The following is a 26,606-nucleotide window of genomic DNA, read 5'->3' on the forward strand; positions in this document are numbered from 1 at the left end:
AGGCTGTTCCGAAGGGAGCGTGAGTGGATGTTCTATGAGAAGATCCGTGTTCCGGGGCTTCCCGGTGAGGAAGATGTGACCGACGGCAGTGTGGACTGGTATGAGATGGACTGGGAGAATGTGGACAATGGCGTTTTGGAATCCGAGATGCCCAAATGCCCGGAAACGCCCTGTTCCGCCGCTTCCCGCTGCGAGGACAACACCCCGGAACAAACCGACGATGAAACGTATGAAGTAGTCGAGGAATAAGGCGAAGCCAGCTCTGCCGGGGCGGGGCTGGCTTCTCGCTGTTCTTACGATCCGGCAAATCCGGCGATCCGGAAGCGACCGGCTCCGGCCGGGGAGGACAAGCTCCCCGGAACATGCAACAAGAGAGGGGAAACTGAACCATGGCAAAATACTATTGCATCCTGTTCGATGCAGACAATACGCTGCTGGATTTTGATGCAGCCGAAAGCAAGGCGCTGGCCGATACGCTCCGCAACTACGGCATCGAGCCGGATGCTGAGACGGTGCAGACCTACCGCACCATCAATGGGGAGCTGTGGCGTCAGCTGGAAAAAGGCCAGATCCGCCGCGACAAGCTGATGGCGGAGCGCTTCACCCGCTTCCTGAAGGCTGTGAATGCCGCAGGCAGCGGTGCCGAGATGAATCAATATTATCTCGACCAGCTCGCCACCCACCCGGACCTCGCCGCGCCCAATGTGCTGGACGTGATGAAAGAGCTGGCCGAGGTGGCAACGCTGGCCGTTGTGACAAACGGCTTCGACCGGGTGCAGTCCCGCCGTGTGGCCGAGTCCGGCCTGAAGGAGTTCGTCGAAGAGGTCTTTGTCTCCGAGAAACTCGACAGTGAAAAGCCGAACCGCAAGATCTTTGACACTGCGCTCCGTTCGCTGGGGGTGGAGAACCGCGAGCGTGTCCTGATGGTGGGCGACAGCCTCACCAGCGACATCCAGGGCGGCATCAACGCCGGGCTGGATACCTGCTGGTACAACCCGAACCACGCCGAAAATCCGGGCAAGGTCTGCCCGACTTACGAGATCTCGAACCTCGAAGAGCTGTATCAGCTGGTCATGGAGCCGGAAGAACTGGCCAATGTCGGGCTGAAGAACCGCCGCCATCAGCTCTGAGCTCCTGCGCTGTGCGGCAAGTGGGAACAAAAAGATTGGATGAACAACAATGCTGATACATTTGGAAAAACTGGGCAAGACCTTCGGCGAGAAGATCGTCCTGCATGATGTCACGGCCAGCGTCGAGCGGGAGGACCGCATCGGCATCGTGGGCCAGAACGGTGCAGGCAAGACCACCCTTCTGAAGATCCTGACCGGGGAATATACCGACTATGAGGGCGAGTTCAGTGTGACCCATGGCGTCACCCTTGGGTATCTGGAACAGAACGCGAAGCTGGACCCCACGCTGGATATCTACGGCGAGATGCGCTCCTGCTTCGCCCATGTGCTGGATGCCATGGCACAGATGCAGATCCTGGAGCGCCGGATGGCGGCTTCGCCGGAGGATGCCTCTCTGCTGGAGCAGCACGATGCACTGCAGAACATCATCGACGCAGCCGATGGATACAATATGGACGTCAACATCAAAAAGGTGTTGTCCGGCATGGGCTTCGCACAGGATACCTGGACCAAGAACATCGCAGTCCTGTCCGGCGGCGAGCTGACCCGCCTGCGGCTGGCAAAGCTGCTGCTGCAAAAGCCGGACGTCCTCATTCTGGACGAGCCCACCAACCACCTCGATTTTGCGACGATGGAATGGCTGGAAACCTACCTCAAGGGCTATTCCGGCGCGGTCCTCGTCGTCAGCCATGATCGCTACTTCCTCGATAACGTCTGTACGAAGATCTGGGAAGTTTCGTTCCAGACCATGACGACCTACAAGGGCAATTTCTCGGCCTATCTGCCCCAGAAGGAAGCCGCCGATGCCCTGCGCCAGAAGCAGCACGACGCCGATGTGGCACTGGCCGAAAAATTGCAGGATTACGTGGACCGCAATCTGGTCCGCGCTTCCACGACCAAAATGGCCCAGAGCCGCCGCAGGCAGCTGGAAAAGCTGGAGATCACCGAGGCCCCCAGAGATGAGACGAACCAGCTCAAATTCCGCTTCGAATACGACGTGGAACCGTGGAACGAGCTGGTGCTGATGAAGAATCTGACCATCCGCATCGGGGAGCGCACCCTGCTGGAGCCGTTCACCTACACAGTCTGCCGCGGGCAGCGGCTCGTCATCGCAGGCCCCAACGGCGCCGGCAAATCGACCCTGATGCAGGTGCTGGACGGCAAGCGCCGCCCCTCCGGCGGCATGGTCCGGCTGGGCACCGGTGCCCGGCCCAGCATCTTTGCCCAGCAGCAGAACCGCCTGGGGCAGGGCCGGGTCATCGACGTCATCTGGAACAAATACCCCCGGATGACGGAGCTGGAAGTCCGCAGCCATCTGGCCAAGCTGGGCTTCCGGGGCGAGACGGTCTTCAAACCCTGCGAGGCGCTGTCCGGCGGCGAGCTGGCCCGCCTGCGCTTTGCCGAGATCGTGCTGGAACGCCCGAACCTGCTCTTCCTGGACGAGCCGACGAACCATCTGGACATCTACACCCGCGAGAACCTGACCGAGGCGCTGATGGCCTATACCGGGACGCTGCTCATGGTCACCCACGACCGGCACCTGATGAACAGCCTCGGATGCCCCATCCTCTATCTGGAGGACGGCAAGGCGACGCTCTACCCCAGCTACGATGCCCTGATGGGCCGCAGCGCGCCCGCCGTCGCGCAGCCGGCCAAAGCCGCCGAGCCTGCCAGGGCCGGTTACGGCAAGGAGCAGCGCCGCCGCCGCGCCGAGCTGCGGGCGAAGATCAAGGCCTGCGAGGACGAGATGGAAGCCTGCGGTGCCCGCGAGGTCGAGCTTGACAACGAGATCAACTCGCCGGAAGTCTACAACGACCCGCAGCTGCTGCGGGAAAAAAGCGATGAGCTTGCCGATCTGCGCTTCCATCAGGAAGAACTGTTCGCCGCCTGGGAAAAGGCCATGGAGGAACAGGAGCAGTACGAGCAGAGCAGCACCGAAGAATGACCACCCGAAGGAGGCCCTTTCATGCCGAACCACCGCCGCAACGATTCCAAGACCCACAGCATCGCCCTTTCGGGGCTGCTGTTTGCGCTGGCCATGGCGCTCTCATTCGTTGAGGGCACACTGGTGCTTCCTGGCCTTTTGCCGGGCATGAAGCTGGGGCTGGCGAATATTGTGGTGATGTACGCATTGTTCTTTATGGGGCCGAAGCAGGCGCTCGTGCTGGATCTCCTGAAAGCGCTGTTCGTCTTTCTGGTCTCCGGCTGGACGGCGGGGTTCCTCTCGCTGTGCGGCGGTCTGCTCTCGCTGCTGGTGATGTGGCTGCTGTATTACCACGCACCGGTGCGCCCCACCTGGTACATCCTCTCGGTATGCGGTGCGCTGTTCCACAACATCGGCCAGCTTCTGGGTGCCAGTGTGATCTTATCCTCGGCGGTCTCCCTCTATTATGCGCCGGTGATGCTGGTGCTCGGCCTCGTGATGGGCGCACTGACGTCCATCACGCTCCGGGCGCTGCTGCCGGCTCTGGGCCGCCTGGGCTACAATATAAAAGAAAAATAAGAGGTTTTGTATATGTCTGAAAAAGTCACGGTCCGGGTGGAGCGGAACATCCTCCATCTGCCCGCCATCGCTCTGCGGGGGCTTGTCGTCTTTCCCAACAACCTGCTTCATTTTGAGGTAGGCCGCGAAAAGAGCATCGCCGCTGTGGAGTGGGCGGTCAGCAATCACTCCAACGTTTTCCTGATCGCACAAAAGGATATGAAGGCCGACGACCCCGGTGCCGACGGCCTGTACAATTACGGCGTCGTGGCCGAGATCAAGCAGGTCATGCGGGTGTCGGACGACCTCGTCCGCATCCTGGTGGAGGGCAAATACCGCGCCCGGCTCACCGAGATGGACACCGACGGCAGCTTCCTGCTGGCTTCGGTCCGCCCCACGCCGGTGCGCCCTGTCAAGCCTGATGAGGAGGCCGAGGCCGACGCGCTGCTCCGCAATGTGAAGAAGAGCTTTGATGAGCTGCTGAGCCTGAACCCCCGCATCGGCAAGGATGTGGTGTTCGCGGTCAACTCCAACAACGACCCGGCGTTTCTCTGCGAGTATATCCCGGCCAACCTCCTCTTCCGCTTTGAGGATAAGCAGGCCGTGCTGGAAGAGGGAACGCTTCTGGGCCGTCTGCGCCTGCTCGTAGAGCGGATGCACCGCGAGCGCCGGATGCTGGAGATCGACAAGGAGATCGCGCAGAAGGTCGATGAAGCCATGGACAAGAACCAGCGCGACTACTACCTGCACGAGCAGATGCACATGATCAGTGAGGAACTGGGCGAGGACGATGACACCACCGCCGAGGCCGAGGAATACCGCCGCAAGATCACGGCCCTGCACCTCGACGCCGAGCGAGAGAAGAAGCTCCTCAAGGAAGTGGACCGTCTGGCCAAAATGCAGAGCAGCAACCAGGAGGGGACGGTCATCCGCACCTATCTGGATACCTGCCTGGAACTGCCCTGGAACACCTTCACCGAGGACGATCTCGACATCGCCAAGGCACAGCACATCCTGGACCGCGACCACTACGGCCTGAAAAAGGTCAAAGACCGCATCCTCGAAGTGCTGGCGGTCCGCAAGCTGGCCCCGGACGTCAAGGGCCAGATCATCTGCCTGGTCGGCCCTCCGGGTGTCGGCAAGACCAGCATCGCGCGTTCCATCGCCGAGAGCCTGGGCCGCAAGTATGTCCGCCTGAGCCTGGGCGGTGTGCGGGATGAGGCCGAGATCCGCGGCCACCGCCGCACCTATATCGGTGCCATGCCCGGCAAGATCATCAGCGCGATGATCACCGCAAAAAGCTCCAACCCCCTCATGCTCCTCGACGAGATCGACAAGCTGGCGGGCGATTTCCGGGGCGACCCGGCGGCCGCTCTGCTCGAAGCTCTGGACCCGGAGCAGAACGCCACCTTCAACGATCACTTCATCGATATGCCGTTCGATCTGAGCCATGTGCTCTTTATCACCACGGCCAACGACCTGAGCGCCATCCCCGGCCCGCTGCGCGACCGGATGGACGTCATCGAGCTGCCCAGCTATACCCGCGTGGAAAAGTACAACATCGCCCGCAAGCATCTGGTGCCCAAGCAGCTCAAGGCCTGCGGTCTGGCCGGCAAAGTCACCTTCTCTCAGAGCGCTCTGTACGGCATCATCGACGGCTATGTCCGCGAGGCCGGCGTCCGCAATCTGGAGCGCACCATCACCAGTGTGCTGCGCAAATGCGCCCGCAAGATCGCATCCGGTGAGGTGGAGAGCTTCTCCGTGACCGGCTCCAATCTGGAAGAGCTGCTGGGCCCAAAAATGGTCAAGCCCGATTTCCTCAACCGCACCAACGCCATCGGCATCGCCAACGGTCTGGCCTGGACCAGCATCGGCGGCGAGACCCTGCCCATCGAGGTGCAGGTCATGGACAACGGCAGCGGCAAGATCACCGTCACCGGTTCGCTCGGCGACGTGATGAAGGAGAGCGCGCAGCTGGCCGTGACCTACGTCCGCGTCCACGCCAATGAATACGGCATCGACCCGGAGCGGCTGAAGAAGTGTGACCTGCACATCCACGCCCCCGAAGGGGCCGTGCCCAAGGACGGCCCCTCTGCCGGTGTCACCCTGACCACGGCGCTGGTGTCCTGCCTGTCCGGCATTCCGGTGCGCGGCGATGTCGCCATGACCGGCGAGATCACCCTGCACGGCAATGTGCTGCCCATCGGCGGCCTGCGCGAGAAGAGCATGGCCGCATACCGCGAGGGGATGAAGACCGTCCTCATCCCGAAGGACAATGTCTCCGACCTGTACGAGGTGGACGACGAGGTCAAGAAGAACATCCAGTTCCTGCCCATGTCCAACCTGGCGCAGGTGCTCAACGCCGCGCTGCTCAAACCCAAGACCGTTTCCGCCCGCCACTCGCACCCCGGCAAAAAAGCCAAGAAGCCTGCGGACGCTGCGGCCATCCCGCAGACGACCGAGCAGCCCAAGCCGGGTGCCGTCTGCTGAAAAAGGAGTGCAGCTATGAACTACAACAAAGCGGATTTTATCGCCAGCTATGGCATTTCCAGCCAGCTGCCGGACAGTGACCGCCCGGAGCTGAGCTTCTCCGGCCGCTCCAACGTGGGCAAGTCCAGCCTCATCAACAAGCTGTGCAACCGCAAAAACTTGGCTCGTGTGTCCAGCACACCGGGCAAAACGGCCACCATCAATTTCTATTCGGTGGACGACTGCTATTTTGTGGACCTGCCCGGCTATGGCTACGCTAAGGTCAGCAACGCCGACCGCGAGCGCTGGGACGACCTCATCAACAGCTACTTCGAGGCACCCCGCCACCACACCCTGCTGGTGCAGCTCATCGACTGCCGCCACGCCCCCAGCGCGGACGATCTGCAGATGCTGAAATATCTGCACTACCATGAGATCCCGTTCATCGTGGCGCTGACCAAGGCAGACAAGCTCAAAAAGAGCCAGCTGGCCAAGACGCAGGCGGAGTTCGAAACGCTCTGCCTGCCCTACGGCTGCCGGAAGGTCGTTCTGACCAGCGGCGAAAATGGCTACGGCATCCCGGAGCTGCAGGCCGTTCTGAACGAGGCCGTCGCCGAAGAGGATGCGGAGTAACGCCATGGCTTACAATGAATTTGCCTATTTCTACGATGAATTCAACGGGGAAGCCGACTACGATGCCCTCTATGCCCATATCCACAAGGAACTGACCGCCCACGGCATTGCGGACGGCATCCTGGCAGACCTGGGCTGCGGCACGGGCGAGTTGACCCTGATGCTGACCCAGGCGGGCTATGATATGATCGGCATCGACCAGTCGGAAGAGATGCTCTGCGTCGTGCGGGACAAAGCCGAACAGCTGGGCCTTTCGGGCAGGCTGCTGCTGTTGCAGCAGGACCTGCTCAAGCTCGACCTCTACGGCACCATCCGGGGTGCTGTGTCCACCTTCGATACCTTTAACCATATCCCGGACCTCGACACGGCCATTGCCAACGCCGGGTTCTTTATGGAAGAGGGCGGCGTCTTCCTTTTTGATATGAACACCCCGTACAAGCACCAGCAGGTGCTGGGGGAGAATGCCTTCACCTTTGAGGAAGAGGACGCAAGCTGTGTCTGGCGCAACCATTACAGCGCCGAGGACCGCCGGGTGGAGATCACTGTGGACATCGACTACCGGGAGACCGGGGAGCATTTCCACGAGCAGTTCTACGAATACACCTACGACCTCGCTGCCATCCGTGCGGCGCTGGAGCGGCACGGTTTTGTGCTGGAAAGCGTCTGTGACGGCGAGACGTTCGGCCCGCTGACCGAGGAAAGCGAGCGCTATTTCTTCTGCGCTGTCAAGCAGTATACCCAATTGGAGGAACAATAATTATGTCGAATCTGATCCGCGGCCTGTCGGAAAACGGCGGTGTCGTCTTCTGCGGTGTGGACTCTACCGCGATCGTCCGCAAGGCCGAACAGCTCCACAAGACCAGTGCGACCTGCAGCGCCGCCCTTGGCCGTCTACTGACGGGAGCCGCCCTGATGGGCTCCATGCTCAAGGATGACCGGGACACCATCACCCTGCGCGTTTCGGGCAGCGGCCCGGCGGGCGTCCTCATCGCCTGCACCGATGGCACCGGCAACGTGAAGGGCTGCATCGACAACCCGCTGGTGGAGCTTCCGCTCAAAGAAAACGGCCATCTGGATGTCGGCGGTGCCGTCGGCAGGGACGGTGTGCTGACCGTCATCCGGGATAACCGCCTGCAAAAAGAACCGACCGTCGGCCAGGTGCCTCTTGTCTCCGGTGAGATCGCCGAAGACCTGACCAGCTACTATGCTTACAGTGAGCAGGTGCCCACCGTCTGTGCACTGGGCGTTCTGGTCGATAAAGACCTGACCATCGCCTGCGCAGGCGGCTATCTCATCCAGCTGCTGCCCGGTGCCACCGATGCTGAGATCACCCAGCTGGAACAAAACATTGCCGCCATGCCCTCCGTCACCGAAATGCTCCGCGCGGGCAAGACGCCGGAGGATATGATGCAGCTGGCTTTGAAGGGCTTTGAGCCCAACGTCCTCGACGAGCGGGATGTCGCATACCAGTGCGATTGCAGCCAGGAGCGCACCGAAGAGATGCTGCTCAGCCTCGGCAAAAAGGAGCTGGAAAAGCTCCGTGACGAGGACCCCAACTGCGAGGTCGTCTGCCATTTCTGCCACACCAAGTATCAGTTCGACCTGAACGAGCTGGTCCAAAAGGCTGTGGACAAGCAGAGCGCCCCGGCAGAAGAACACTGAAACAAGCATAAGCGGCGGCAGAGAGCGAGAAACTCTCTGCCGCTGTTTACTCTGCGCAGATATTGGCAACGATGGTATAAACGACCCGGTAATAGAGAATGTTGTTTTCGACGGAAATGTCCTCTTTCTGTGCCACAAACGCGGCGTCCGGATAGGCGTTGAAAAGTGCCTGCAAACTGTGCAGTTTCGCAAGCGCGAGCGCCTGCTCTTCGGTGTAAGGAATTTCCTGCTCTGTTTGTTCGGAATACGTTGTCTCTTCCACCGAAAAGGGAAGGCCAAACCCAAGAATATCCGGTTGGATATGCCGTGTCGTCACAAGTGCAGTTTCTTCTGAAAAAGGCTTCCATGATGGAAGTGAAATGCGCTGCCCATTTGTTGAGATCACCCGTTTTGAAACGTGCTTTCCTGTCAGCCGCTTTGCAGTAATTTTCAGCGGTTCCTCCTGCGTATGTTCCCACTCCAATTGGGCAAAAACGCTCCCGGCGGCAGGCTCATAGATCAACGTTCCGTCCCGCTCGGTGCGGGAGGTGCCAATGAGCAATTGCCCGGCCTCCACAGCCTGTCCCGGTGCAGCAAGCATCGTCCCGCTGACAAGATTGGTGCGGACCACCGTTCCGGCCGCTTTGGCAAAGACGCCGTCTGCCTTCCCGGCGGCGATGTCGGGCACCGGTTTTGCGGCGGCTGCTTCCACCACGAGCCGCCCGTCCAGAAAGTTCAGGCTTGCCCAGGAAAACTCGCCGCTCTGCAAAAGAGCGTATTCGCCTGCGGTCAGTTTTTCCTGCGTGACTGCGCTTCCGGGCATCAGCTGCACCTGCTCCCGCAGGATCGCCTCAGCCCGCGCTCGCTGCCCGGTGGTCAGGCTGCCTGCATCAACGGCCCAGACAAGATCCTGCGACCAGACCAGCAGGGGAACGAACAGTAAAACACCCACCCACAGCCCGCGCCGCCGCAGAAAGGGCCGCAGCTGGAAGTACAGCCCGGTGCGGGTCTGAATGCGCAGCCGTACCCGCCGCTTTCGGGCCAGTGCCGCAAGGCTCCGGTACTGCCAGGCCGCGCACTGGCCCGAAAAGCCGCCGGGTGCAGGGGAGACCGCTGAGAGATGCAGGCCCGTCCGCGCTGCTTCGGAGAGCAGGCTTTCGGCATCGCCGTTTTGCGCTGTGAACCATACCCCCGCCCAGAGCAGCCGTACATCCATCGTCTCTTCCTCCTAATGCCCGCCGTCGCCGTCAAATTCGGTGCGCAGAACGCACCCCCGCAAAGTGATGCGGTGCGCGGCCAGCGTTTCGATGTGCAGTTCGTCTCCGTAGACCGTGAACCGCCCCCGCCGGAATTCCAGACAGAGCTTTTCTTCATCGTAGGTCAGGATGCGCCGGAACTGCTCGATCTCCATCCGGTCGCCGCTGCGGTAGACCGACGGCTGACCGTAAAACCCGCGCGGCGGCTGGCGGAACATCCGCCAGAGCCATTCGCGCAGGGAAAGCCGCCCGCTCCGCTGTTTTTTCACGCCCGCTCCCTCCCCATACCTGCTGTGCAAGGCAACGCCCCTTGTTCCATATATATGGAAGCGGAGGGGTTGCGTATGTATCAGATCGGTCTGTTTTTGCTGGCGGTTCTGGCGGGCGCACTGCCGTTTGCGGTGCCGCAGGCCTGCGGGCAGGCGCTTCGGGAGGGTCTGGCCCTCTGCGCCGGGCCGCTGCTGCTCTCGCTTTTTCCGTTTCTGGTGGTGTCGTCGCTGCTGGTCCAGTGCCCGGCGGGCGACCTGTTGGCCATCCCGCTCCGGCCCGCGGCGTGGTGCATCGGGGTGCAGGCTCCCTGTGCGGCGCGGGTCCTGCTCATCGGTCTGTTCGGCGGCTTTGCCCCGGCAGCAAACGCGGCGGCACAGGCCGTCCGCACCGGGCAGCTCACCCCGCGCCAGGCAGATGCGCTCCTGCCCGCCTGCGTCTGTTCCGGGCCGTCGTTCGTGGTCCTGACGGTCGGGCAGACGCTGCTCCACAGCACGGAGCTTGGCATCCTGCTGTTTCTGGCGCAGGGGAGTGCCGGGTATCTTACGGCCGCGCTGCTGAACCGGCTTTCGAGGGCAGAGCAGCCGGCTACGTGCACAGCCCCGCCGCCCGAAGCCCCGCCGCCACGGCTGACCGACCTTCTCACGAATGCGACCATGGCGTATCTGAAGCTCTGCGGCTTCGTGCTCTTCTTCCGGATGCTGGCGGCGGGGGTGGGCGCTGTGTTCCCGCCTGCCGTGGGCACCGTGTGCGCCATGCTGCTGGAAGTCTGCTCCGGCTGCGACCTTGCCGCCCGCACCGGGCCGTGGGGCAGTCTGCTCTGCTGCGCCGCCCTCAGTGTGCAGGGGCTTTCGGTCCTGCTGCAGGTCCGTGCGCTCTGCCCGCCCGAAATGACTCTGCGGCCCCTGCTTGCGGGGCGGCTGCTCCACCTGCCGTTTTCGGTGGGGCTGTTCTGGCTGCTTTTGCCGCAGGGGGAGCAGAGCGTCTTCAGCACCCTGCCGCCGCAGGTGGTCCCGATGCGCCGTCTGCCGCCGGACTGCCTGCTGCTGGTGTTCTTTGTGTGCTGCCTTGCCGTCTGCCAGCTGACCCGCCTTTTGCAAAAGCCAGACCCGGAACCAAAAGAAACAGTTGTGAATCGGGCCGAAAGATGATATAATAAGCATAAGCATTCAATGGCAGGGAACGCTCCCTGCAAAGATGGAAATAAAAAGAATGAGCGAACGCTCATTTCAGATGGAGGACCATAGAATGGATTTACAGAATATGGATCTTAACGGCGGGACCCTGCAGATTTCCACCGAGGTCATTGGCAAGATCGCGCGCTGCGCTGCACTGGAAGTGGACGGTGTGTCCGAGGTCTCCTGCGGCAAGCAGAACAAAAAAGTGAAGGACTTGCTGGAAGCCGCCAGCATCCAGTCGGCCGTTACCGTGGAAATGCGGGACGGCACCGCAGAGCTGACCCTGAATCTGGTGGTCGCTTTTGGTGCGCGCATCCCGGCCGTGGCCGAAAAAGTACAGGAAAACGTGAAGACTGCTGTTCAGAACATGACCAACGTGACCGTGAGCCGCGTCAATCTGGTCATTGCGGGTGTTGCCGCCGAAGAACAGGAATAAGGTGAGAGGAATACTATGGAAAATATTTTGCCCCGTCGTGAAGCCCGCGAGAATGCGTTTCTGCTGGCTTTTTCGCAGACGTTTGGTGACGTGCCCCTGCGGGAGGCTCTGCTCAACAACACCGAGAATGAAGAGCATCCCGTGGATGTGTTCGGCAAGCGGTTGCTGAACGCTTACTATGACCATTCTGCTGAGGTGGACGACCTCATCAGCAGCCATCTGCGCAACTGGACCATGTCCCGTCTGCCCCGCGTGAGCCTGACGGTGCTGCGCCTGGCTCTGGCAGAGATGCTGTACGGCGACGAGAAAAAGGTCGGCGTCGTCATCAACGAGGCGGTCGAACTGACCAAGAAATACGGAGCAGATGAGGATTACCAGTTCGTCAACGGCCTGCTGGGCACCGTCGCGCGGGAGCAGGGTCTGGACACTGCCGAAGATGCAGCGTCCGAAGAGCCGTGAGCCGCTATACACTGGGCATCGACACAAGCAATTATGCAACCTCTCTGGCAGTTTTTGACACAGCCGGAGAGGTTGTTTGTGCAAAGAAAAGGTTTCTTCCGGTCAAGGAGGGCCAGCTGGGCCTCCGCCAGAGCGATGCGCTGTTCCACCACACCACCGCTCTGCCCGAAATGCTGGAGGAACTGAGCCGGGAGTTCGACCTGACGCGGATCGCGGCGGTGGGCGTTTCGCAGAAACCCCGCCCCGTGGAGGGAAGCTACATGCCCTGCTTCCTGGCGGGCGTCAGTGCAGCCACGGCTTTTGCCAGAGCGCGGGGCATCCCGCTCGTCCACACGACCCATCAGCAGGGGCATGCCGCCGCTGCTCTGTTCGCCGCCAAAGGGGAGGAGCTGTTCTGCCAGAAGGTGCTGCTCTTCCACATTTCCGGCGGCACCACTGACCTGCTGCTCTGCGACGGGGTCCGGCAGATCACGACGCTGGGCACCAGCAGCGATCTCTACGCCGGGCAGGCCGTGGACCGCGTGGGCGTCAAACTGGGCTTTCCGTTCCCGGCAGGTGCCGAGGTCTCCCGCCTGGCAGCGCTGTGCGAAGAGCCCATCCGGCCAAAGTCCAGCGTCAAAGGGATGACATGCAGCCTTTCCGGCCTGGAAAATCAGTGCAATGCGCTGCTGCAAACTGGAAAAAGCCCGGAGTATGTCTGCAAATACTGCCTGCTCTGCGTGGCTGATACCGTCGTCCGGATGACGAAGGCGGCGCAGAAGGAATACCCCGGCCTGCCGGTGGTCTGCGCAGGCGGCGTCATGAGCAGCGACATCATCCGCGTGTGGGTGCAGCAGCGTCTGCCGCAGGTGTATTTCGTGCCGGGCCGGTATTCCAGCGACAACGCCATCGGTGTGTCCATCCTTGCCGCACGGGAGGCCGGATTATGGCTGAAGTGATCTCCGTCTCGGCGCTGAACCAATATGTCAAGACCCTGCTGGATGCCAACGATCTCCTGTTCGACCTTGCTCTCCGGGGCGAGATCGCGAACTTTGTTCAGAACGCCCGCAGCGGCCACTGTTATTTTTCGCTGCGGGACGAGACGAGCAGCGTCAAAGCGGTGATGTTCCGGTCAGACGCGCGGCGGCTCGGTTTCCGCCCCGAAGAGGGGATGAAGGTCATCGTCCGCTGCCGCGCCACCCTGTACGAGCGAGACGGTGCGTTCCAGGTCTACGTCAACGACATGTTCCCGGACGGCATCGGCTCGGCGCAGCTCGCCTTTGAGCAACTGAAAGCGAAACTCGACCGGGAGGGCCTGTTTGCCGCCGAACGCAAAAAGCCGCTGCCCCGGTTCCCGAAGTGCATCGGCCTTGTCACCAGCAAGACGGGGGCTGCGCTGCAGGATATCCGGAACGTCATCGGGCGGCGGTGGCCAGCCGTGCGGCTGCTGCTCTGCCCGGTCAGTGTGCAGGGATTTGAAGCGGCTGACGAGATTGCCGCAGCCATCGACCGGCTGGACAAGTCCGGTCAGGTGGACGAGATCATCGTGGCGCGCGGCGGCGGAAGCCGGGAAGACCTCTGGGTCTTCAATGCCGAGCGCATCGCGCGGGCCGCATCCCGCTGCAAAACACCGCTCATCAGCGCCATCGGTCACGAGATCGACTTTACGATCCTGGACTTTGTGGCAGACCAGCGCGCCCCGACCCCCTCGGCGGCGGCAGAGCTTGCCGTGCCCGACCGGGCCGAATTTTCACGAAAAATATGCAATTTGGAAGAAAATATTCACATTTCTATCCAAAACAGGCTGAGTTTATGCTATAATAGGCTGGACGAAACGGTGCAGCCGCTTTCCCGGCAGAACATGCAGGCGCAGCTTGCAGGCCGACAGCAGCAGTTGGAGGCAGTTTCCGGGCAGCTGCAAACGGCCGCGCGGGAAAAGCAGCAGGACGCCGGGCTGCGTCTGCGCCATGCGTCTGCGCTGGCTGCAACGCTGAACCCGTATGGCGTCCTCGCGCGGGGCTATGCGCTCGTGCAGGACGAAAAAGGCCGCATCTGTGCGCCGGATGCCCTTCGCGAAGGGCAGAAGATGACGCTCTGCGGCGCAGTGAACCGCATCCATTGTACCGTGGATGCCGTGGAGGGACCCAATGAGAGCACCCAAGAGCTTTGAAGAAGGAATGGACCGGCTGGAAGGCATCCTTGACCAGATGCAGCAGCCGGAAACGACGCTGGCGGAATCGGTCAAGCTCTATGCGGAGGCCGCATCCCTGACCGATTACTGCCGCGCAACGTTGGAAAAGGCTTCGCTGCAGCTGGACGAGATCGACGCCAAGCGCACCGCCGCCCCGCAGCCGGAAGCAGACAACTAAGGAGGATCTATCAATGGATTACGCAAAGCAGTATCAGGAGTATCTGGTGCGGGTCAATGCTGCGCTGGAGACTGCCTGCAACACCTATCTGCCCGAAGAGTCGGACGTCTGCCGTGCGGCCCGCTACAGCCTGCTGGGCGGCGGAAAGCGCATCCGTGCTGTACTGGTGCTGGCCGTCTGCGATATGCTGAACGGCGATGCCGCCGCTGCCGACCAGTTTGCCGCCGCTGTGGAGATGCTGCACTGCTATTCGCTGATCCACGACGATCTGCCCTGCATGGACAACGACGACCTGCGCCGGGGCAAGCCCTCCTGCCACAAGGCATTTGGCGAGGCCACGGCTATGCTGGCCGGTGATGTCCTGCTGACCGAGGCGTTTGATGTCATCGCCAACGTCGAAGCCCCTGCCATCGTCAATGTACGGGCGGCCAGGGCGCTGGGAGCCGGTGCGGGCAGCCGCGGCATGGTCTACGGCCAGGAGCTGGATCTGAAATATGAGGCTCTGGCTGCGACCGAAGAGCAGTTGCGCCTCATCCACCGCAACAAGACCGGCGCGCTCATCAACGCAGCCGTCCAGATGGGCGCTGCCGCTGCGCAGGCCAACGAGACCCAGTGCCGGGAGCTGGAGGGCTACGCCTATGGCATCGGTCTGGTGTTCCAGATCGTGGACGATGTGCTGGATGTCATCGGCTCGCAGGAGCAGCTGGGCAAGCCCATCGGCAGCGACAGCGAGAACGGCAAGAGCACCTTCGTCACCCTCTACGGTACCGAGGGTGCGATGGAGCTGGCCCGCAGGCTGAACGAGCAGACCTGCGCGTCTCTGCGCGCAGAATTTGGCGAAAAGAGCGCCTTCCTGGAGCAGCTTGCCAGGGAACTGCTGGTCCGCCGCAGCTGAACAAACAAAAAGAAAGAGAGCATAACATGCAACTGATCCGCGATGTTTTGAACCTGAATCCGATCCTGACGGTGGCGCTTCTGGCGTGGTTCGTCGCGCAGGTATTGAAGACCCTCATCAATTTTATCCTGCTGGGCAAGTTCCAGCTGGAGCGGATGTGGGGAGACGGCGGTATGCCCAGCGCCCACAGCGCGACCGTCTGCGCCATGGTCATCGCCACGGCCCGGAGCGAGGGCTTCGGCTCGGCGATCTTTGCGGTGGCCGCAGTCGTCGCCATCATCACGATGCACGACGCCATGGGTGTCCGCCGCGAGACCGGCGAACAGGCCAAGGTGCTGAACAAGATGATCGAGCAGTGGATCGACGTAACGGAAAAGAACGCCCCCTTCCTCCAGAACATGCACCTGAAGGAAATGGTCGGCCACACTCCGCTGCAGGTCCTGGCCGGTTTTGTGGTCGGCTGCGTGGTCGGGGCGTTGTACCCGATGGCGCTCTGAGTCGATTTCTGGCGGGCAGTCCCGCCGATTCCAAATTGTGAGAAGGACGTGAATCTATGAATTCGCCTTTGCTGGAAAAAATCTCGCAGCCCAGCGATCTCAAAAAGCTCTCCGGCCAGCAGGTCGAGCAGCTTTGTGCGGACATCCGCGAATTTTTATTGGAAAACGTATCCAAGACCGGTGGCCATCTGGCCTCCAACCTGGGGGCTGTGGAGCTGACGGTAGCGCTGCACCGCGTCTTTGCGACCCCGCAGGACGAGATCGTGTTCGATGTGGGCCACCAGTGTTATACGCACAAGCTGCTGACCGGCCGCCGCGAGGGCTTTGCAAAGCTCCGCCAGCTCGACGGCCTGTCCGGTTTCCCGAACCCCAACGAGAGTGAACATGACGCCTTCATTTCCGGCCACGGCAACACCGCGCTGTCGGTCGGCATCGGCATTGCGTGGGCCAAAAAGCTGCGGGGGGAGCCGGGGCAGGTGATCGTGCTCATCGGCGACGGTGCCTTTACTGGCGGCATGGTCTACGAGGGGATGAACAACATCGGCAGCCTGGACAATCTGCTCGTCGTTCTGAACGACAACAAGATGTCCATCTCCAAAAATGTAGGCGCGCTGTCCCGCTATCTCAAGCGTCTGCGCACCACCAATCGCTACTTCGATGCCAAGGAGAACGTGCGCAGCTTTCTGGACCACGTGCCTGTGGTCGGCACACCGCTCAAGGTGGCCATCCAGAACAGCAAGGCCATGGTGCGCCGCGCTATGTACCACTCCACCATGTTTGAGGATATGGGCTTCCATTACTACGGCCCCTTTGACGGCAACAATGAGCAGGAAGTCGAACGGATCCTGCGCAGCATCCATAAGCAGCCCGGCCCGCACTTCCTGCATGTCGTCACGAAAAAGGGCAAGGGTTACGCGCCCGCCGAGAGCAACCCCGGCAACTTCCATGGGGTCTCGAAGTTCGACCTCATCGACAGCATCCCGGACCCGGAGGTCGCCCCGAAGGAATCGTTCTCGACCGTATTCGGCAACCTGCTGAATCAGGAGGGAGCAGCGGACAAAACCATCTGCGCCATCACGGCAGCGATGAAGTACGGCACCGGTCTGCAATTCTTTGCACACACGCACCCGGAGCGGTTCTTTGATGTAGGCATGGCCGAGCAGCACGCAGTGACCTTTGCCGCCGGTCTTGCCAGCCAAGGGATGCTGCCGGTGGTCTGCATTTATTCCACTTTTTTACAGCGCTCCTATGACCAGATCATCCACGACGTCAATCTGCTCAATGAGAACGTCGTCTTCGCCATCGACCGTGCCGGTTTTGTCCCGGCCGATGGTGAGACCCATCAGGGCATCTTTGACCCGGCTTTCCTGAGCCAGGTCGGCATCCCCATCTATTCGCCGTCGAACTATGCGGAGCTGCGGCACTGGCTGCCGGTCCTGCTGGGCAAGGACCAGAAAGGCCCCCGCGCCATCCGCTATCCGCGCGGTGGCGAAAGCGCGGTGCTGGCGGCTTACGGCTGTTCGGGCAAAGCGTACGACCGGATGCACACGGCACCCGGCGCGCAGGTCGCACTGGTCAGCTACGCCGACGAAGTGGAGGATGTGCTCCAGGCAGCTCAGATTCTGGGGGAGGAAAACCTGCCCTGCGATGTTTATAAGCTTGTAAAGGTGTTCCCCTTTACAGATGATTTCATTGACGAAATCCGTCGTTATCCGGTCGTTTTGTTTGCCGAAGAGTGTGTCGCCTGCGGCGGCATCGGCGAGCACCTCGAAGCCGCACTGTATCAGGCAGGCTGGAAGGGAACTTACATCCACCGGGCTGTTGAAAACGTTCGTCTGCCCCACGCGACCGTCCCGCAGATCAAGGAGGCGACCGGTCTGGACGCCGCCCATCTGGCGCAGGCAGTCCGTGAGCACAGGAAAGGAGAAACTGCATCTTGAAAATCCGATTGGATCAATATCTGGTTCAGCATGGCCTGATCCAGAGCCGTGAACGTGCCAAAGCCATGATCATGTCCGGCGTCGTCTTCGTCAACGAGCAGAAGGTGGACAAGGCCGGTGAGATGATCAAGGAAGACGCCAAAGTCGAGGTGCGCGGCCACGACATCGGTTATGTCAGCCGCGGTGGTCTGAAGCTGGAAAAAGCAATGCAGTGCTTTCCACTGACCCCCAACGGCAAGGTCTGCATGGACATCGGTGCGTCCACCGGCGGCTTCACCGACTGCATGCTGCAAAATGGTGCGGTCAAGGTCTATGCCGTCGATGTCGGCTACGGCCAGCTGGCCTGGAAACTGCGCACCGACGAGCGGGTCGTGAACATGGAACGCACCAACATCCGCAGCGTCACCCCCGACCAGCTGGGCGAACCCATTGAATTTTTCAGTGTAGATGTCTCGTTCATCTCGCTGCATCATATCTTCCCGGTGGCGCAGGCGATCACCACACCGGACGCCATGGGCGTCTGTCTGGTCAAGCCGCAGTTCGAGGCCGGCCGCGAAAAGGTCGGCAAGAATGGCGTCGTGCGCGACCCGGCCACCCATTGCGAGGTGCTGCACAATGCGATGGGCTACGCAGCGGCCAACGGCTTCGCCGTGCGCGGGCTGGATTTCAGCCCCGTCAAAGGCCCGGAAGGCAACATTGAGTACCTGATGTTCGTGCAGAAGAGCGCAGAGCCCGCCGTGCTGGACGACAGCGTGGCAAAACAGGTCGTGGAAGCCAGCCATTCGACGCTGGACCACTGAGAGCAGAAAGAAGGTGCTGGGTGTGACTGTTTATATTTCACCCAACCCCGGCAAAGCGATGGCCTACGGCATCTCGCAGCGGGCCGCACAGATCCTGCTGACCCACGGTGCCAGGGTGCTGATGCAGACCGACCTCAAGGCTGTGTGCGACACGATGGGCGTGGAGTATCTGCCGCAGGAGGAATGCCTCGAAAAAACGGATGTCATCCTGACCATCGGCGGGGATGGCACCATCCTGCACGAGGCCAACCTCTCGCTGGAATACCGGAAGCCCATCCTCGGCATCAACCTGGGGCGCTGCGGCTTTCTGGCCACCTGTGAGATCAACGAGATGGAACAGAAGCTCTCTGCCGTTGCGCGGGGAGATTATCTGCTGGACAACCGGATGCTGCTTTATGTCCGCGTTCTGGGCGACGACAGCTGGGAGGGCCACGCCCTCAACGATGTCGTCATCACCAAAGGCCGTTTGCAGCAGGCCATTGATTTCAGCATCTACTGCGATGACATTCTGGTCGAGCATTACCGCGGAGATGGTGTGATCGTGGCTACGCCAACCGGCTCCACGGCCTATTCACTGGCGGCCGGCGGGCCCATCCTGGACTCGCAGACCAAGGGCGTGGTCGTCACGCCCATCTGCCCGCACAGTCTGGCCAGTCCGGCCATGGTGTTTGCACAGGAACGCAAGATCAACATCTGCGTCGGTCAGGTCGCGGACGAGGAAGTCTTCGTCAGCTGCGATGGTGCGGCAGGCTATTCTCTGCATGCTGGTGCCACCGCCGAAGTGCGGCTGAGTGACCAGATCGTGCAGCTCATCACCTTCAGCAAAGCCGACCAGTTTCAGGCCATCGACCAGAAACTGCGCGGCAGACGGTAAGTTTTGACAGAAAGGGGAACCGATATGGCCAGCAGCCGAGGCGATGCCAAAACCAAGCGGGAGCGTCAGCAGACGATCCTGCGGCTGATCCAGGAGCATCCGATCAGCCGTCAGGAGTCCCTGCTCGACCACCTGCGAAATGAGGGATTCGATGCCACACAGGCCACGATCTCCCGCGATATCCGGGAGCTCAGCCTGGTCAAAGCGGCCACGAGCACCGGCTACCGGTATGTTTCCAGCCATAACGAGGCGCTGAACCCGAAGATCCAGAGCCGTTTTGAGACGATCTTCCACGAGTCTGTTCTGGGGGTGGATTTTGCCGGACACGTCGTTCTGGTCAAATGCTACTCCGGCATGGCGAACGCCGCCTGTGAGGTGTTTGACGCCCTGAAATGGAAAAATGTTGTCGGAACTTTGTCCGGCGACGATACCTTCCTGATCGTGGCCCGCTCGGAGCGCGATGCAAAGACCATCTGCTCGGAGCTGACCCACCACATCGGACAGAAATAATGCGGGAGAAATTACCATGCTGAGCAGCCTGCAAATTGAAAATGTTGCAGTCATCCAGAAAGCCGACGTGCATTTTGAAAAGGGCCTGAACGTCCTCACCGGCGAGACGGGCGCGGGCAAGTCGATTTTGATTGACTCCATCAATGCCATTCTCGGCAACCGGACGTCCAAAGACCTTGTGCGCACCGGGGCGGCCAAAGCGGTCATCCGTGCCGCCTTTGATGACGTGCCGGGTGCTGTGCTGGACAGCCTGGAAAAGGCCGGATATGAGCGCTCCGATGCTCTGACCCTGAGCCGCGAGATCACAGCCGAAGGCAAAAGCACCTGCCGCATCAATGGGATGCCTGCCACAGCCGCCATCCTGCGGGAGCTGTGCGGCGGGCTGATCAACATCAACGGCCAGCACGACTCCGTCGGCCTGCTGAACCCGGCCCATCACGAGGGGATTTTGGACGCTTATGCGCAGAATGATGCCGCATTTCAGGCGTATTATACCGTTTACCGGGAGCTGATCAAGGTCAAAAAAGAGCTGGATGCCATCATCACCGATGAGACCGAAAAGCAGCGGAAGATCGACCTGCTGAGCTATCAGGTGCAGGAGATCGAGGATGCCGCCCTGACCGAAGGCGAGGAGGAGACGCTGGACGCCCGCCGCAAGGTGCTGGCGAACGCCTCCACCATCCGGGAGCGGATCTCTCAGTGCTATGCGCTTCTTTCCGGCGATGATGAGACGCCCGGCGCAGTGGACCTGCTGGGCGAAGCCTCCAACGCGATCGACGCAGCGGCGCAGGTGGACAACACGCTTTCGGATGCCGCCGGGCAGCTGCTCGACCTCTACTATACGGCCAAAGACGTCTCGGCTGACCTCATCGGGCGGCTGGACGGATATGATACAAATGATGCAGAGCTGGACGAGATCGAGCAGCGCATCGACCTCATCTACAAGCTCAAGCGCAAGTATGGCGACACGGTGGAAGACATCATCGCCTTTGGAAAGGCCGCGCGGGAGGAGCTGGACCGCATCCAGTTTTCGCAGGAGCGGGCCGAACATCTGCAAGCGGAAAAACACCGTCTGTATGTTCTGGCGCGGGACAAGGCCGAGGTCCTGACCCAGACCCGCCTGCGGGCCTTTGAGGAGCTGAACAGGCGCATCTCCGGTACGCTGGATTTCCTCAACATGCCCGGTGTCCGGATGACGCTCCGCCATGCGCGCGGCCCGCTGGCCAGCCATGGACAGGACAGCGTGGAATTTTATATTTCCACCAACCCCGGTGAGGCCCCGAAGCCTCTGGCAAAGATCGCGTCTGGCGGCGAGCTGAGCCGCATTACACTGGCCATCAAGAACGCGATGGCCGATAAAGATGCCGTGCCCACCGTCATCTACGATGAGATTGACAGCGGCGTTTCGGGCAAGGCGGCCAGCCGCATCGGCGAGGTGCTCAAGCAGAGCGCGCAGGATCATCAGATTCTCTGCATCACGCACACGGCACAGATCGCCGCTCTGGCCGACTGCCATCTGCTTATCCAGAAAAATGTTGCAAACGAGCGCACCTATACCGAGATCCATCCGCTGGATCAGGAGGGCCGGGTGGATGCTCTGGCGCACATCATCTCCGGCGACCATGTCACCGAACTTTCCCGTGCCAACGCACGGGAAATGCTGGGCCTTGCCGAGAGCGAAACTCGTGATTGACAAGTTTCTGGAATTGTGCTACACTGGCTTATGTTGAAAGGCGATGAAGGGAACAAGTACCCTGAAGCGCTCTGCCCAGAGAGGCCCCGGTCGGTGCAAGGGGCGTGCAGAGCAGCGGGGGAAATACCTCCCGGAGCTGTAAGCTGAATGAGAGAACTCTCTAGTAGGCTGTGCCGCGTGCGAGCGTTACAAACGCAGGAGTGTCGTCCTACTCTGGGGCATGCACTCGTGAGGCCGCTTCCGTGAGGGAACGGCAAACAGAGGTGGTACCGCGAACATTTCTCGCCCTCTGCCAAATTTATTTTGGCAGGGGGCGTTTTTTATCCCTCTGCCCACAAAACAGGAGGAAAAAACTCATGACTCTGTACGAAGAACTCAAGGCCCGCGGTCTGGTGGCGCAGATCACCGACGAGGAGATCATCGACCTCATCAACAACGGCAAGGCGACCTTCTACATCGGCTTCGACTGCACTGCCGACAGCCTGACCGCAGGCCATTTCATGGCGCTGACCCTGATGAAGCGCCTGCAGATGGCTGGCAACAAGCCCATCGCCCTGATCGGCGGCGGCACCACCATGATCGGCGATCCCTCCGGCCGCACCGACATGCGCAAGATGCTGACCAAAGAGGACATCGCTCACAATGCCGCCTGCTTCAAAAAGCAGATGGAAAAGTTCATCGACTTCTCCGAGGGCAAGGCCCTGATGCTGAACAACGCCGACTGGCTGCTGAACCTGAACTACGTCGAGCTGCTGCGTGACGTGGGTGCCTGCTTCTCGGTCAACAACATGCTGCGCGCCAAGTGCTACGAGCAGCGGATGGAGAAGGGCCTGTCCTTCCTCGAATTCAACTACATGATCATGCAGAGCTACGACTTCTACTACATGTTCCAGCACTACGGCTGCAACATGCAGTTCGGCGGCGACGACCAGTGGAGCAACATGCTGGGCGGCACTGAGCTCATCCGCCGCAAGCTGGGCAAGGACGCCTACGCCATGACCATCACCCTGCTGACCGACTCCCAGGGCAAGAAGATGGGCAAGACCGCTGGCAATGCCGTCTGGCTCGACCCCAACAAGACCAGCCCCTTCGAGTTCTACCAGTACTGGCGCAATGTCGGCGATGCCGATGTCATGAAGTGCATCCGGATGCTGACCTTCCTGCCGCTGGAGCAGATCGACGAGATGGCCACCTGGAAGGATCAGCGCCTGAACGAGGCAAAGGAGATCCTGGCCTATGAGCTGACCAGCATGGTCCACGGCAAGGAAGAGGCCGACAAAGCCCAGAACGCTGCCCGCGCCCTGTTCAGCGGTGCAGCCGATACCGAGCACATGCCCACCACCCAGCTGACCGAGGCAGACCTGACGGACGGCTCCATTGGCATCCTGACCGTGATGGTCAAGGCCGGTCTGGCCGCCTCCAACGGCGAGGCCCGCCGTCTGGTCACCCAGGGAGGCGTCCTCGTCGATGGTGAGAAGGTCGCCGCTCCTACCGTCAGCTTCACGGCTGAGCAGCTGGCCAATGGCATCGTCATCAAGAAGGGCAAGAAGATCTACCATAAGGTCACGCTGTAAAGCGCTTTTGCAAAACACAGCAAACCACCCATAACATCAAGAGCCGCCCGCTTCTCAAAACCGAGAAGCAGGCGGCTCTTTTGCACGTTGAAATATTCCGGGATCGATCGGGCTTTTTTACAGCTCGAATGCCTTCTTCAGCACATCGTAGGCAGCATCTTCATTTTCTGCGCGAACCAGAAGGGAAATATCCAGATCGCTGGTGGTGATGAGCAGCACTTCGATGTCTGCCATGGCCAGAGCGTTCAGGGCACGGGCTGCCACACCGCAGCTGGTGACCATCTCTTCACCGAAGAGGTTCAGCTTGGAGTATCCCACACTGATGAGCGGGGAAGCCTTGGCATCCTTGTCGAGGTTGGCGGCCGAGATGGCTTTCATCACGAGGGGCAGGTCGCTGGCCGAGGCCGTAAAGCTGAAATCCATGGTGGTGCCATGGGGTGCGCTCTGGCTGATCATATCCACCACGACGCCGGTATCCGCAAAAATCTGCAAATATCGTGCCAGACTGTTGCCCTTGAACTCGACATCCTGGACGCTGATCATCATCAGACTGGGTTCAATGCTGATCTTCGAAACACCGTACATAGTAAACACTCCATTCTGCCCATACGGGCTGCAAGATCCGGCAGGATCACATTTCTGCAATCATGTTACCCATATTGTACAGTCCCGGCTCCTTTTTTGCAAGATAAACAGCGGCATTGATGGCACCGTTTGCAAAAATGCTGCGGGAATAGGCGGTATGCTTGAGGGTGATGACCTCGTCCGGGCCGCAGAACAGCACCTCGTGGTCGCCCACGATGCTGCCGCCGCGCACCGAGCTGATGCCGATCTCCTTGGGGTCGCGCTTCTGGCGGACGGAGGAGCGGTCGTAAACGTAGTGATATGCGCCGTCGTTCTCTTCGTTGATGGCGTCGGCCAGCATCAGAGCCGTGCCGCTGGGGGCATCCAGCTTGTTGTGGTGGTGCTGCTCCACGATCTCCACATCATACGCGGCACCCAGAATGGCCGACGCGCGCTTGCACAGCTCGGACAGCACATTGATGCCGATGGACATATTGGCGCTCTTGAACACGGGCACTGTGCGGGACAGCTGAACGACCTTGAGCTGCAGCTCTTCGGACAGGCCGGTGGTGCAGACCACGATGGGCAGCTTGTGGGCCTCGCAGTAGGGCAGGGTCTTTTCCACGGCAGCGGGGGAGCTGAAGTCGATGACTACATCGCCCTTGCCGTCCAGCTTTTCCAGGCTGTCGTAAACAGGGATGCCGTTCTGCTCGCCGTCCTTCACATCAATACCGGCAATGACACGGCAGTCCTCCCGCTGGGCAATCATCTCGCACAGCACATGTCCCATCCGGCCGCCGATGCCCTGAATGATAATATCCGTCATTTGATCTTACCTCGTTCTTTGATTTTCCGAAAAGGCCAAATGCCCGGAAGAACGTTCCACCGGGCATTTGTGCGTTGTTCTGTTGTTATTTCAGGAGGCCTTCTGCGGCAAGCGCCTGTTCGATCTTCTCCTTGTGCGCGTCGCTGGGCTCCACCAGAGGCAGGCGGCAGGCACCGGCGTTCCAGCCCAGCACGTTCATGGCGTACTTAACCGGGATGGGGTTGACCTCGCAGAAGAGGGCGTCCGCCAGCGGCAGGATCTCCAGCTGCAGCTGGCAGGCCTTCCGGGTGTCGCCGTCGAACCAGGCCTTGCAGCAGTTGTGCATCAGCTCCGGCTTGACGTTGGAGACGACACTGATGACGCCCTTGCCGCCGAGGGACAGCAGGGGAACCACCTGGTCGTCGTTGCCGGAGTAGATGTTCAGTTCATCGCCGCACAGCTGTGCAATCTTCGCCACCTGTGAAATGTTGCCGGACGCTTCCTTGATGCCATTGATGAGCGGGTGCTTGCTCAGCTCCAGAGCCGTCTCCGGGGCAATGTTCAGGCCGGTACGGGAGGGCACGTTGTAGAGGATGACCGGGATCCCAGCCGCATCGGCCATGGCGGTGAAGTGCGCGATCAGGCCCGCCTGAGTGGTCTTGTTGTAGTACGGGGTGACCAGCAGCAGGGCATCGGCGCCGCACTCGGCAGACTTTGCAGCCAGTGCGCAGCCGTGGTCGGTGTCGTTGGAACCGGCACCCGCGATGACGGGCACCCGGTGGTTGACGGTATCAACGGTGAACTTGATGGCAGCCAGCTGCTCTTCATCGGTCATGGTGGAGCATTCACCGGTGGTTCCGCAGATGACGATGGCATCGGTGCCGCGCGCGATCTGGTCCTCGATGATGCGGCCCAGCTCGTCAAAATTGACGCTGCCATCCTCGTACATCGGGGTGATGATCGCTACGCCCGCGCCGGTAAAGACAGGATTTTTCATAGTGTAAGATCTCCTTTTGCTGTGTTTGGGAACGCAGATCAGTCAAAATAGCCCTTGGCGGCCAGCAGCTCTGCCAGCAGGACCGCACCGCCTGCCGCACCGCGCAGGGTGTTGTGGCTCATGCAGGCGAACTTGTAATCGAACAGGGTGTCCTCCCGCAGACGGCCCAGGCAGACGGCCATGCCGTGCTCGGTGTTGCGGTCCAGCTTGGGCTGGGGACGGTCGTTCTCAGTGAAGTAGTGCAGGAACTGCTTGGGTGCGCTGGGCAGCTCCAGCTCCTGCGCAGGGCCGCGGAAGTTGGCCCATGCTGCAAGGATCTGCTCCTTGGTGGGCTTCTTGTCAAAGCTCACGAAGACCGCAGCGGTGTGGCCGTCGGAGACGGGAACACGGAAGCACTGTGCGGTGATGACGGGCTTCTCGGCATTGACGATCCGGTCGCCCTCGATGTGGCCCCACAGCTTCAGCGGCTCCTGCTCGCTCTTCTCTTCCTCGCCGCCGATGTAGGGGATGACGTTGTCCACGATCTCCGGCATCCGGTCAAAGGTCTTGCCCGCACCGGAGATGGCCTGGTAGGTGCAGACCAGCGCCTTGCTGACGCCGAAATCCTTCATCAGGGGATGCAGGGCCGGCACATAGCTCTGCAGGCTGCAATTGGACTTGACGGCGATGAAGCCGCGCTTGGTGCCCAGACGCTTGCGCTGTGCCGGGATGATCTCAATGTGGTCGGCGTTGATCTCCGGCACCACCATCGGGACATCCGGGGTGCCGCGGTTGGCGCTGTTGTTGGAGACGACCGGGCACTCTGCCTTGGCATAAGCCTCCTCAAGCGCCTTGATCTCGGCCTTGGGCATATTGACGGCGCAGAAGATGAAGTCCACCTGCGAAGCGACCTCTTCCACCTTGGAAGCGTCCAGCACGACCATCTTCTTCACGCTTTCGGGCATCGGGGTGGTCATGGCCCAGCGGGAACCGACAGCCTCCTCATAGGTCTTGCCTGCACTGCAGCCGGATGCGGCCAGGGTGGTCAGTTTGAACCAGGGGTGATTCTCCAGCAGTGTGATGAAGCGCTGACCGACCATGCCAGTCGCACCGACAACGCCAACTTTATACTGTTTTTCCATTTCCAGCACCTTTCCTTTCAAAAAAACGAAATTCACA

At 60.8% G+C, this 26,606-nt stretch carries 28 protein-coding genes and 1 other annotated feature; of the genes, 22 read left to right on the plus strand and 6 right to left on the minus strand.

What is annotated here, in order from left to right; genetic code table 11:
- Positions 1-27: 27 nt before the first annotated feature.
- The 8 genes from I5P96_RS07280 to hslO all read left to right on the plus strand — a co-directional run bounded on the left by I5P96_RS07280 (position 28) and on the right by hslO (position 8,376).
- Entirely contained in the window at positions 28-249 is a 222-nt protein-coding gene (locus I5P96_RS07280) for a hypothetical protein (RefSeq protein ID WP_223381323.1), read from the plus strand.
- A 140-nt stretch (positions 250-389) separates the two neighbouring features.
- Complete coding sequence (locus tag I5P96_RS07285; RefSeq protein ID WP_223381325.1) at positions 390-1,130, plus strand: YjjG family noncanonical pyrimidine nucleotidase; 741 nt, start codon at positions 390-392, stop codon at positions 1,128-1,130.
- A gap of 49 nt (positions 1,131-1,179) precedes the next feature.
- Positions 1,180-3,075 (plus strand): ABC-F family ATP-binding cassette domain-containing protein, encoded by a 1,896-nt coding sequence (locus I5P96_RS07290; RefSeq protein ID WP_223381327.1) that lies wholly within the window; start codon positions 1,180-1,182, stop codon positions 3,073-3,075.
- A 21-nt stretch (positions 3,076-3,096) separates the two neighbouring features.
- A complete protein-coding gene (locus I5P96_RS07295; protein WP_097792272.1) occupies positions 3,097-3,633 on the plus strand; it encodes a Gx transporter family protein in 537 nt (178 codons plus the stop codon).
- 12 nt (positions 3,634-3,645) lie between these two features.
- Positions 3,646-6,102, plus strand: a complete 2,457-nt coding sequence (gene lon / locus I5P96_RS07300; protein WP_097792271.1) for an endopeptidase La — start codon at positions 3,646-3,648, stop codon at positions 6,100-6,102.
- A gap of 15 nt (positions 6,103-6,117) precedes the next feature.
- Complete coding sequence (yihA, locus tag I5P96_RS07305) at positions 6,118-6,714, plus strand: ribosome biogenesis GTP-binding protein YihA/YsxC (RefSeq protein WP_097792270.1); 597 nt, start codon at positions 6,118-6,120, stop codon at positions 6,712-6,714.
- A 4-nt stretch (positions 6,715-6,718) separates the two neighbouring features.
- Positions 6,719-7,471, plus strand: coding sequence for a class I SAM-dependent DNA methyltransferase (locus tag I5P96_RS07310; RefSeq protein WP_207685764.1), 753 nt, complete (start codon positions 6,719-6,721; stop codon positions 7,469-7,471).
- A gap of 2 nt (positions 7,472-7,473) precedes the next feature.
- Positions 7,474-8,376, plus strand: coding sequence for an Hsp33 family molecular chaperone HslO (gene hslO, locus I5P96_RS07315; RefSeq protein ID WP_223381328.1), 903 nt, complete (start codon positions 7,474-7,476; stop codon positions 8,374-8,376).
- A 46-nt stretch (positions 8,377-8,422) separates the two neighbouring features.
- Here hslO and I5P96_RS07320 read toward each other — a convergent pair whose 3' ends face one another.
- Positions 8,423-9,571 carry a sporulation protein YqfD gene (locus I5P96_RS07320; protein WP_223381331.1) on the minus strand — a complete coding sequence of 383 codons (1,149 nt, stop codon included), beginning with the start codon at positions 9,569-9,571 and terminating at the stop codon, positions 8,423-8,425.
- A gap of 12 nt (positions 9,572-9,583) precedes the next feature.
- Positions 9,584-9,880 carry a YabP/YqfC family sporulation protein gene (locus tag I5P96_RS07325; protein ID WP_223381333.1) on the minus strand — a complete coding sequence of 99 codons (297 nt, stop codon included), beginning with the start codon at positions 9,878-9,880 and terminating at the stop codon, positions 9,584-9,586.
- Positions 9,881-9,955: 75 nt separating this feature from the next.
- Here I5P96_RS07325 and I5P96_RS07330 point away from each other — a divergent pair, with 75 nt between their 5' ends.
- The 14 genes from I5P96_RS07330 to tyrS all read left to right on the plus strand — a co-directional run bounded on the left by I5P96_RS07330 (position 9,956) and on the right by tyrS (position 23,082).
- The gene (locus tag I5P96_RS07330) at positions 9,956-11,029 is read left to right on the plus strand and encodes a hypothetical protein (RefSeq protein WP_223381334.1); all 1,074 of its coding nucleotides are present in this window, start codon (positions 9,956-9,958) and stop codon (positions 11,027-11,029) included.
- A gap of 97 nt (positions 11,030-11,126) precedes the next feature.
- Positions 11,127-11,492 carry an Asp23/Gls24 family envelope stress response protein gene (locus I5P96_RS07335; RefSeq protein ID WP_411703114.1) on the plus strand — a complete coding sequence of 122 codons (366 nt, stop codon included), beginning with the start codon at positions 11,127-11,129 and terminating at the stop codon, positions 11,490-11,492.
- Between the two features lie 15 nt (positions 11,493-11,507).
- Entirely contained in the window at positions 11,508-11,951 is a 444-nt protein-coding gene (gene nusB, locus I5P96_RS07340) for a transcription antitermination factor NusB (protein ID WP_223381336.1), read from the plus strand.
- On the plus strand, positions 11,948-12,889 hold the full coding sequence (locus I5P96_RS07345; protein ID WP_223381337.1) for a glycoprotease: 942 nt from the start codon (positions 11,948-11,950) through the stop codon (positions 12,887-12,889). Before nusB ends, I5P96_RS07345 begins: the two co-directional genes overlap by 4 nt.
- Positions 12,877-14,100: an exodeoxyribonuclease VII large subunit gene (xseA, locus tag I5P96_RS07350; RefSeq protein ID WP_223381339.1), complete on the plus strand. Its 1,224-nt coding sequence runs from the start codon at positions 12,877-12,879 to the stop codon at positions 14,098-14,100. The genes I5P96_RS07345 and xseA overlap by 13 nt, the downstream gene beginning before the upstream one ends.
- A complete protein-coding gene (gene xseB, locus I5P96_RS07355; RefSeq protein ID WP_223381341.1) occupies positions 14,078-14,299 on the plus strand; it encodes an exodeoxyribonuclease VII small subunit in 222 nt (73 codons plus the stop codon). The genes xseA and xseB overlap by 23 nt, the downstream gene beginning before the upstream one ends.
- Before the next feature lie 13 nt (positions 14,300-14,312).
- On the plus strand, positions 14,313-15,194 hold the full coding sequence (locus I5P96_RS07360) for a polyprenyl synthetase family protein (RefSeq protein WP_223381343.1): 882 nt from the start codon (positions 14,313-14,315) through the stop codon (positions 15,192-15,194).
- Between the two features lie 26 nt (positions 15,195-15,220).
- Positions 15,221-15,691 (plus strand): divergent PAP2 family protein, encoded by a 471-nt coding sequence (locus tag I5P96_RS07365; RefSeq protein ID WP_118552913.1) that lies wholly within the window; start codon positions 15,221-15,223, stop codon positions 15,689-15,691.
- A gap of 56 nt (positions 15,692-15,747) precedes the next feature.
- Positions 15,748-17,631 (plus strand): 1-deoxy-D-xylulose-5-phosphate synthase, encoded by a 1,884-nt coding sequence (gene dxs, locus I5P96_RS07370; protein WP_223381345.1) that lies wholly within the window; start codon positions 15,748-15,750, stop codon positions 17,629-17,631.
- Entirely contained in the window at positions 17,628-18,431 is an 804-nt protein-coding gene (locus I5P96_RS07375; protein WP_097792259.1) for a TlyA family RNA methyltransferase, read from the plus strand. Before dxs ends, I5P96_RS07375 begins: the two co-directional genes overlap by 4 nt.
- A gap of 22 nt (positions 18,432-18,453) precedes the next feature.
- Positions 18,454-19,305 (plus strand): NAD(+)/NADH kinase, encoded by an 852-nt coding sequence (locus tag I5P96_RS07380; RefSeq protein WP_223381347.1) that lies wholly within the window; start codon positions 18,454-18,456, stop codon positions 19,303-19,305.
- Positions 19,306-19,329: 24 nt separating this feature from the next.
- On the plus strand, positions 19,330-19,815 hold the full coding sequence (locus I5P96_RS07385) for an arginine repressor (protein ID WP_223381349.1): 486 nt from the start codon (positions 19,330-19,332) through the stop codon (positions 19,813-19,815).
- Positions 19,816-19,831: 16 nt separating this feature from the next.
- A complete protein-coding gene (gene recN / locus I5P96_RS07390) occupies positions 19,832-21,508 on the plus strand; it encodes a DNA repair protein RecN (protein WP_223381350.1) in 1,677 nt (558 codons plus the stop codon).
- A 34-nt stretch (positions 21,509-21,542) separates the two neighbouring features.
- Positions 21,543-21,801: a binding site (T-box leader), on the plus strand.
- Between the two features lie 63 nt (positions 21,802-21,864).
- On the plus strand, positions 21,865-23,082 hold the full coding sequence (tyrS, locus tag I5P96_RS07395; protein WP_118552919.1) for a tyrosine--tRNA ligase: 1,218 nt from the start codon (positions 21,865-21,867) through the stop codon (positions 23,080-23,082).
- Positions 23,083-23,199: 117 nt separating this feature from the next.
- Here the strand turns inward: tyrS and I5P96_RS07400 are convergent, their stop codons facing one another.
- From I5P96_RS07400 to asd, 4 genes are all read right to left on the minus strand, one after another.
- Positions 23,200-23,667: an ACT domain-containing protein gene (locus I5P96_RS07400; RefSeq protein ID WP_223381352.1), complete on the minus strand. Its 468-nt coding sequence runs from the start codon at positions 23,665-23,667 to the stop codon at positions 23,200-23,202.
- 46 nt (positions 23,668-23,713) lie between these two features.
- Positions 23,714-24,472: a 4-hydroxy-tetrahydrodipicolinate reductase gene (dapB, locus tag I5P96_RS07405; RefSeq protein ID WP_223381354.1), complete on the minus strand. Its 759-nt coding sequence runs from the start codon at positions 24,470-24,472 to the stop codon at positions 23,714-23,716.
- A gap of 85 nt (positions 24,473-24,557) precedes the next feature.
- Positions 24,558-25,448, minus strand: coding sequence for a 4-hydroxy-tetrahydrodipicolinate synthase (gene dapA, locus I5P96_RS07410; protein WP_223381355.1), 891 nt, complete (start codon positions 25,446-25,448; stop codon positions 24,558-24,560).
- 38 nt (positions 25,449-25,486) lie between these two features.
- On the minus strand, positions 25,487-26,569 hold the full coding sequence (asd, locus tag I5P96_RS07415; RefSeq protein ID WP_223381356.1) for an aspartate-semialdehyde dehydrogenase: 1,083 nt from the start codon (positions 26,567-26,569) through the stop codon (positions 25,487-25,489).
- Between the last annotated feature and the right edge of the window lie 37 nt (positions 26,570-26,606).

It is taken from the genome of Faecalibacterium prausnitzii (genome assembly GCF_019967995.1).
Taxonomy (GTDB): Bacteria; Bacillota; Clostridia; order Oscillospirales; family Ruminococcaceae; genus Faecalibacterium; species Faecalibacterium prausnitzii_E.

Bases quoted from the DNA above. Each gene is read 5' to 3' on its own strand.
- I5P96_RS07280 (WP_223381323.1), top strand. From the start codon at position 28: ATGTTCTATGAGAAGATCCGTGTTCCGGGGCTTCCCGGTGAGGAAGAT.
- I5P96_RS07285 (WP_223381325.1), top strand. From the start codon at position 390: ATGGCAAAATACTATTGCATCCTGTTCGATGCAGACAATACGCTGCTG.
- I5P96_RS07290 (WP_223381327.1), top strand. From the start codon at position 1,180: ATGCTGATACATTTGGAAAAACTGGGCAAGACCTTCGGCGAGAAGATC.
- I5P96_RS07295 (WP_097792272.1), top strand. From the start codon at position 3,097: ATGCCGAACCACCGCCGCAACGATTCCAAGACCCACAGCATCGCCCTT.
- lon (WP_097792271.1), top strand. From the start codon at position 3,646: ATGTCTGAAAAAGTCACGGTCCGGGTGGAGCGGAACATCCTCCATCTG.
- yihA (WP_097792270.1), top strand. From the start codon at position 6,118: ATGAACTACAACAAAGCGGATTTTATCGCCAGCTATGGCATTTCCAGC.
- I5P96_RS07310 (WP_207685764.1), top strand. From the start codon at position 6,719: ATGGCTTACAATGAATTTGCCTATTTCTACGATGAATTCAACGGGGAA.
- hslO (WP_223381328.1), top strand. From the start codon at position 7,474: ATGTCGAATCTGATCCGCGGCCTGTCGGAAAACGGCGGTGTCGTCTTC.
- I5P96_RS07320 (WP_223381331.1), bottom strand. From the start codon at position 9,571: ATGGATGTACGGCTGCTCTGGGCGGGGGTATGGTTCACAGCGCAAAAC.
- I5P96_RS07330 (WP_223381334.1), top strand. From the start codon at position 9,956: ATGTATCAGATCGGTCTGTTTTTGCTGGCGGTTCTGGCGGGCGCACTG.
- I5P96_RS07335 (WP_411703114.1), top strand. From the start codon at position 11,127: ATGGATTTACAGAATATGGATCTTAACGGCGGGACCCTGCAGATTTCC.
- nusB (WP_223381336.1), top strand. From the start codon at position 11,508: ATGGAAAATATTTTGCCCCGTCGTGAAGCCCGCGAGAATGCGTTTCTG.
- xseA (WP_223381339.1), top strand. From the start codon at position 12,877: ATGGCTGAAGTGATCTCCGTCTCGGCGCTGAACCAATATGTCAAGACC.
- xseB (WP_223381341.1), top strand. From the start codon at position 14,078: ATGAGAGCACCCAAGAGCTTTGAAGAAGGAATGGACCGGCTGGAAGGC.
- I5P96_RS07360 (WP_223381343.1), top strand. From the start codon at position 14,313: ATGGATTACGCAAAGCAGTATCAGGAGTATCTGGTGCGGGTCAATGCT.
- I5P96_RS07365 (WP_118552913.1), top strand. From the start codon at position 15,221: ATGCAACTGATCCGCGATGTTTTGAACCTGAATCCGATCCTGACGGTG.
- dxs (WP_223381345.1), top strand. From the start codon at position 15,748: ATGAATTCGCCTTTGCTGGAAAAAATCTCGCAGCCCAGCGATCTCAAA.
- I5P96_RS07385 (WP_223381349.1), top strand. From the start codon at position 19,330: ATGGCCAGCAGCCGAGGCGATGCCAAAACCAAGCGGGAGCGTCAGCAG.
- recN (WP_223381350.1), top strand. From the start codon at position 19,832: ATGCTGAGCAGCCTGCAAATTGAAAATGTTGCAGTCATCCAGAAAGCC.
- tyrS (WP_118552919.1), top strand. From the start codon at position 21,865: ATGACTCTGTACGAAGAACTCAAGGCCCGCGGTCTGGTGGCGCAGATC.
- I5P96_RS07400 (WP_223381352.1), bottom strand. From the start codon at position 23,667: ATGTACGGTGTTTCGAAGATCAGCATTGAACCCAGTCTGATGATGATC.
- dapB (WP_223381354.1), bottom strand. From the start codon at position 24,472: ATGACGGATATTATCATTCAGGGCATCGGCGGCCGGATGGGACATGTG.
- dapA (WP_223381355.1), bottom strand. From the start codon at position 25,448: ATGAAAAATCCTGTCTTTACCGGCGCGGGCGTAGCGATCATCACCCCG.
- asd (WP_223381356.1), bottom strand. From the start codon at position 26,569: ATGGAAAAACAGTATAAAGTTGGCGTTGTCGGTGCGACTGGCATGGTC.